Origin of the sequence: Vibrio sp. OPT46, from assembly GCF_015163535.1 — a bacterium.
Lineage (GTDB): Bacteria > Pseudomonadota > Gammaproteobacteria > Enterobacterales > Vibrionaceae > Vibrio > Vibrio alginolyticus.
Window position 1 is genome coordinate 57,461 of sequence record NZ_JADDYG010000861.1, and the last position, 6,419, is coordinate 63,879.

Annotated in this window: 1 protein-coding gene; it reads right to left on the bottom strand. The window is 46.8% G+C overall.

Translation table 11 applies throughout. From position 1 onward, the window contains the following. Positions 1-6,419 (bottom strand): DUF5801 repeats-in-toxin domain-containing protein (locus IQR33_RS30695; RefSeq protein WP_228014228.1); only part of this gene is annotated, 6,419 nt, incomplete at both ends.

Here is a 6,419-nt window from a genome sequence, read left to right on the forward strand (position 1 = left end):
ATAACCAATTGGTTGAGGATCTCAGGGTCCACATTGTGAAATTGAACAACAAGTTGAGTCACCACTTCATCTGAAGACGCATCAAACTCTTGGTATTTAATGATATGAGCACCAGATTCGCCCCCCATAGAAGTGTTGATCGTAAAGTCAATGTTACCTTGATCGTCTGACTTCACGATATCGGTAGCACCACCACCACTTTCAGTGACAAGCAGACGGGTTTGGTCATCTATTGCCCCCGTATTATCCTCTGGCTCAACGATTGGATTAACTTGGACATTCACCGTACCATTGATGGTTTTCTCAGCGATACCTTCACCGGGATTCGAAGCGTCAACATATTCATGGTCAATCTCTTTCACAGTGACGGTTGTGGTCAAGTCAAAGTCAGTACTTGAATCCTGCTCCAACTGAACTTGAACATAGCCACTTTGAGAGATTTTAGCGGAAAAATCTTGCTCTGATTCACCGGCTTGCGGTGAAAGCGTTAGTGTTCCAGAAACAAGCGTTTGTGCCACACCATCTACATAGACCGTGCTGCCTGGAGGAAATCCAGAGATGGTTACATCACTAAAGAATTCATCGGTATCAGGGCTTTGTACGAGCGTCGGTTTCCAATCGATGTCAAAGCGCGTATCTTCATCTCCCTCCGATCGAACAACGTAGTTATCTTGAGCGTCAATAACGGGTTCGACCTTGATCCTTACCTCTCTTTCAATCACACGACTATGACCATCATTCTCGGTAACAATGATCGTCCCTGTAATCGCAATGTTTTCAGTTGAAGAGGCTTCCGGAATAATTTGAATACCGGAATTAAAATTCAGCCCAGTGATGTTTGCTTCGTAAATCGGTTGACCGTTACCATCATAGCCAACAAAGGTGAGGTCAACGCTTGAACCGTCTGAATCTACGACACGAACACCGTCGGGGATGTTGGACAGGATAACAGTAATGGCTTCTGAATCATCCTGTGGTCTATCGGCAACTTCACCAGATACAACCGAGAAGTTAAGGTTTACAACACCATTCTCTTCGATAGTCGTCTCTATCCCGGCCACATCTCCGTCTACGAATCGGTTCCAAACGTTCCCCGCGTCAATTAATACCGTGTCTGGTATGTCAGCAACACCTTTTACACCAACGATGACGGTCTTACTGCCCAGTGACAACACATCTTCTGTCGTACCGGTAGACAATGATGCTGTGTCTTTCACAATGCCTTCGACATTGAAAGTAAAGTCATCATTGCTGTGCAACGGAGGAAGAACTTCGACGTTCGCTAATTCAGACTCTGGCACTTCGTAATAAAGTACATTGCCGCCTGAATCGGTCACTTCTACTATCTGACTTGGGTTTGCTGAGTCCAGCCACACCAAAGTAACCCCATCAATTGAGAAGTTAGAAATGCGCACAAATAACGCTTCAGAACCATCTAAGTCCGCTGATGGTTTCATGGTGATCACTTCACTTAATTGGAGTGGATCGTGATCAGTGACAGGGTCTACCGTATTTTGAGTTCGAGCATTATCCTCAAACACATTAATTCGGTTTACAGTAAAACTACCTTTATCCGCAACTGGGTTTACATCAATAATGATGGTTTCGGTTTCTGAGCGAGCGGTATCTTTCCCAAGCAGTGGATTGTTGTTTTCCGTCGTAATAGCGGTGACATCAATTCTGATTTCGCCCGAGAAGTTATCTATCGGATCAACTTGAACTTCATCAATTCGGCTTGCATCCACCAGATAAACACCACCGGATTTTGGTATCGCACTACCATCTGAATAGACTAACTCTGCGTTACCTTCTCCTTGTGTAAAGACAAGCTCGTACACAATGCCTTCTGGGTTACTAGTGTCTTGGGTTTCAGCCGTGATGTTAAGGGCGACATTGTTTCCATCTTCATCAACCGAGTAGTTAAATTCGCTGCTTGCCGTCCACGTTGCAATATCTGCGACGGCAGCAACTTCAATGTCTAAACGACCATTAATCGTATGATCTGGCGTACCATTGTTAAGAATTTCCACGCGGATACGAGGATCGATACCAGAAGCATCGGTTGATGTATGACGATCTGGTACGAAGTACAAGTTATCTAACGAGACAAGCTCACCATTGAATGACTGCTCAACATTTGATGCGTCGAGAACAACCGTATTGCCCACAGATGTTAATTCAATGTAGTTGCCACTGCCGTCTCTGTAGTAGAACGTACCGTTGTGAGTATCAGCATCTCGAATAGTGATGTCACCTAAGCTCTCGTTACGGTCGATATCGTGTAAATTGATAACCAAGTCGACTTTCGCAGGGCTAACATCCAGCGTCGACAAGTTGTCCTGAGTATTTGCAGAGTCAACGCCCACAACGACACCATCACGCCCTTGGTCTTCGAACGCAGTAACGGTAGACGTGTCAATTTGCGCATTGCGGTCTCTTATCGAGATATCCACATCGGCATCTGCGATATCGCCATCACCATCGGTTGCAACAACGTTGATGGTGAAATCAATCGAGTCGGTTTCTGTATGGTCAAGATCGTCATTTGGACGGAAAGACACGCGGCCATCGGTTCGAACAATCAAACGACCGATTTCAGTGTCCACTCCGTCAAGAACCTTGTGAACGAACACAACTTGGTTGCTGCCGTTCAAATCAACAGAGTCCGAGTCAACACCGTTTTGCTTGAAGTAAATACCCGAATCATCAGCCGAGAATGACGTCACTTGTGCGCCGTCAGCACCAAGATCATCATCACCCTCTACAGGGTCTCGGAATAAGCGAACCGTACGGTTACCTTGTCCCTCAATACGTGAAATAGACGCATCGTGCAGGGTTGGAACATCATCGGTAATCGTCACTGGTAAGTTAATGCCGGCCGTATCGCCATCGACATCGGTCGCGAAGACTGGAAGATCAAGTATGAGTGTATCTTCGCCTTGGGTTGAGTGGTCTAGTGCCCCCTCAAGCGTAAACTTGTAAGAGCCGTCAGCGTTCAAAACTAGCGTGAACACTGAGTTACCATCCGGTGTTTGACCTTGATAAGTAAAATTATTGTTGCTGACCGCGGTTTGAACTAACGTTACCGCGAGACCACCTGAAGTGACTCCTGGGATCGGGTTAGAAGTTAGATCCAACTGGTAAGAGACAACTGTATCTGCCCCTTCTACCGTATCGAAATTGCCTGTTGCTTCTAGGCTGTCTTTGTTGGTTGCCTGAGAGCCATTAGCGAGATCATCCTCGTCAACAGCCAAAGCATCTGCTGATGTAATTTCAGGAATGTCATCAACAATGGTGATTGGAAGGTTCAGTGATGATGACGTATCACCATCAAAATCTGTCACTGTAATTGGGATATCAATGACAAGGTTGTTTTCACCTTGAACAGCATCATGGTCGATTGGTCCCAATAGTTCAAATTGGTAACTGTCGTTATTCGCATCAAGAGACAACGTGAAGATCTTAGTTGATGTACCAGTGATGACCGCTTCGTAACTGGTTACACCACCAACCGAGCTCACCACATTCAACTCGATGCTGTTGCCGTTCGAAGTTAAGCCAGACACAACGGCATTGAGGTCAGAAACTTGGTAGCTGACAATCTTGTCTGCACCAGCAACGACCTCAAATCCGCCGTTCAATACCGTTGAATCACTACTTGTCGTGTCAGAGCCACCGGAAAGATCATCTTCATCAACGGTTTGTTGGCTAGAGTCTGTCACTTTCACAATAGCTGGAACATCGTCCACCACGGTGATCGGCAAGGTGATGTTATTGGACACATCGCCGTCAAAATCGGTCGCGTTGACTGGGAAGTTGATGACTAACGAGTTTTCATCGTTACCCGCAGGATGATCAAGTGCACCCAACAGTTCAAATTCATAACTGTCTGCTGAACCATTTAGCGTCAGTTTAAAGACGGTGTCCGTCGTACCTTGTACATAAGCTCGGTACTCAATCACACCATTTGAATTTGAAAACTCAACCAACTCAAGCGGTTGACCACCTGAGGTAAGTCCAGAAACAGGCGACGTTAAGCTATCCAACTGGAAGCTAACGATAGAGTCGGCACCATCAGTAACGTCAAAGTTGCCACCAATGATATTGGATTCTGGCGTGTCGTCCGAACCTTGGCTCGGAATATCATCCTCATCCACAGACAAGGTACTACCAGAGCTAATAGCATCAATGGTTGGCTTGTCATCTACGATGGTCACTGGCAAGGTCGCAGTGATGATATCGTTGTCGCCATCCGTGATCTTCACAGGTAGATTCAACAAAATCTCATCAGAGTTAACCGCGTGATCTAACTGACCAGATAACTCAAAGTCGTATTTACCATCTTGATGAAGTGTCAACGTGAAGACCGTCACTCCACCCGGAGTTTGTCCCACGTAAACACGCGCGTCAGCAGTTGAAGCACCAACGTCTTGAGAAAGTGTTACCTCTTCTCCACCCGATTTCAGATTCGGGATAGGATTTGAGCTCAGATCCAATTCGAAAGCATCAATACCATCTGCGCTAGTGACTTCGAACTCACCTGATACCGTTAATGGCTCTTTCGTTCCATCAGAACCAAGAGGTAAGTCATCTTCGTCGACACGTAGACTTTCAATATTGGTAACAACTGGAACATCATCCACAACGGTAATTGGCAATGTGAAGGCTGGTGAAGTATCACCATCATTATCTGTCGCCGTCACAGGGAGGTTAATAACAATCTCGTTTTGCTGATTACCATCGGGATGATCAAGCGGCTTCTGTAAATCGAACTCATAGGAGTTGTTCGTTGCATCCAGCGTCAGTTCGAAAACCACTTCAGCAGGATTGCCAGCAACACCTTGGTATACGTTCACGCCATTTGCGCTAGAAGACAGAACTAAGGTGATAGCTTCACCATCTGAAGTCAGTGACGCAACAGGCGTGGTCAGGTCACTCAGCTGAATAGAAGCAACTTGGTCAGCACCTTCGGTGATATCAAAAGTACCTGAAATAACAGTATCTTCTGCACTTGCAGCATCCGTACCTGCTGGTAGGTCATCTTCATCAACGGTTTGTTCGCTGCCTGCTAGCAAACCATCAATGGTCGGAACATCATCCACAACCGTAATTGGTAAGGTGATGTTGTTCGACACGTCTCCATCAAAGTCAGTCGCGTTTATCGGTAAATTGATGACCAGTTCATTTTGGCCATCAGCATTTGGATGATCGAGAGGAGCAAGCAAATCGAACGTGTAGCTGTCATCAGAGGCATCAAGGGTCACACGGAATACTGGTGTCGTCGTGCCATCAATACGAGCTTCGTAAACTGAAACGCCACCTGCGTTTGATACTTCAACCATAACCAGAGATTGACCACCAGAGGTCAGGCCTTGTACTGGCGTCGTCAGGTCAGAAACGCTGTACTCCAAAATGCCATCAGAACCATCAGTCGCGATGAAGTTACCTGCAATGCTGTTCGACTGCGTACCATCAGATCCGACTGTTGGGATATCGTCCTCGTCAACCGTTTGCACACTTGTTGCTTCGATGCCACCAAGTGTCGGTTTGTCATCAACGATCTTGACAGGAATTGTCTCAGCAGACGTGTCGCCATCAAAGTCGGTTGCGATGATTGGGAAGTTCAGTGTCAGCTCGTCACTATCTACCGCGTGGTCGATTGGACCTTCTAGCGTGAAGTTATAAGAGCCATCGGTATTCACTGTCAGCGTAAAGACCGCTTCAGTCCCCGCTGCCGCTTCGTAAGTAAAGCTACCATCGCCGTTTGCGGTTTCCGTCAGTGTGACTGCCACGCCTTGTGATGTGAGTCCAGCTACTGGTGTTGCAGAAGCATCGAGCTGATAGCTCACCACTCGGTCCGAGCCTTGTGTGGTGGTGAAGTTGCCATCGATTGAAATCGGGTCAGTTTGGTCTGAGCCAATCGTACCTAAATCATCCTCATCAACGGTAATCGCATCAACATTGGTAATAGTTGGCTTATCGTCAACGATGGTGACTGGGAGCGTTTCTGTGGTGGTATCACCATCAAAATCCGTCGCGATGATTGGGAAGTTCAGTGTCAGTTCATCACTGTCTACCGCATGGTCGATTGGACCTTGCAACGTGAAGTTGTATGAGCCATCCGTATTAACGGTCAGCGTAAATACTGCTTCAGTTCCTGCTGTCGCTTCATAAGTGTAGCTACCGTCGCCGTTTGCGGTTTCAGTCAGCGTGACGGCCACACCTTGTGATGTTAGGCCATCAACTGGCGTTGCAGCAGCATCCAATTGGTAGCTTGCTACCCCATCAGAACCTTGCGTTGTAGTGAAGTTGCCGTCGAATGAAATTGGATCTGAGCCGTCGGAGCCAATCGTCGCTAAGTCATCTTCATCCACGCGGATTGCGTCTACGTCAGTGATGGTTGGTTTATCATCAACGAT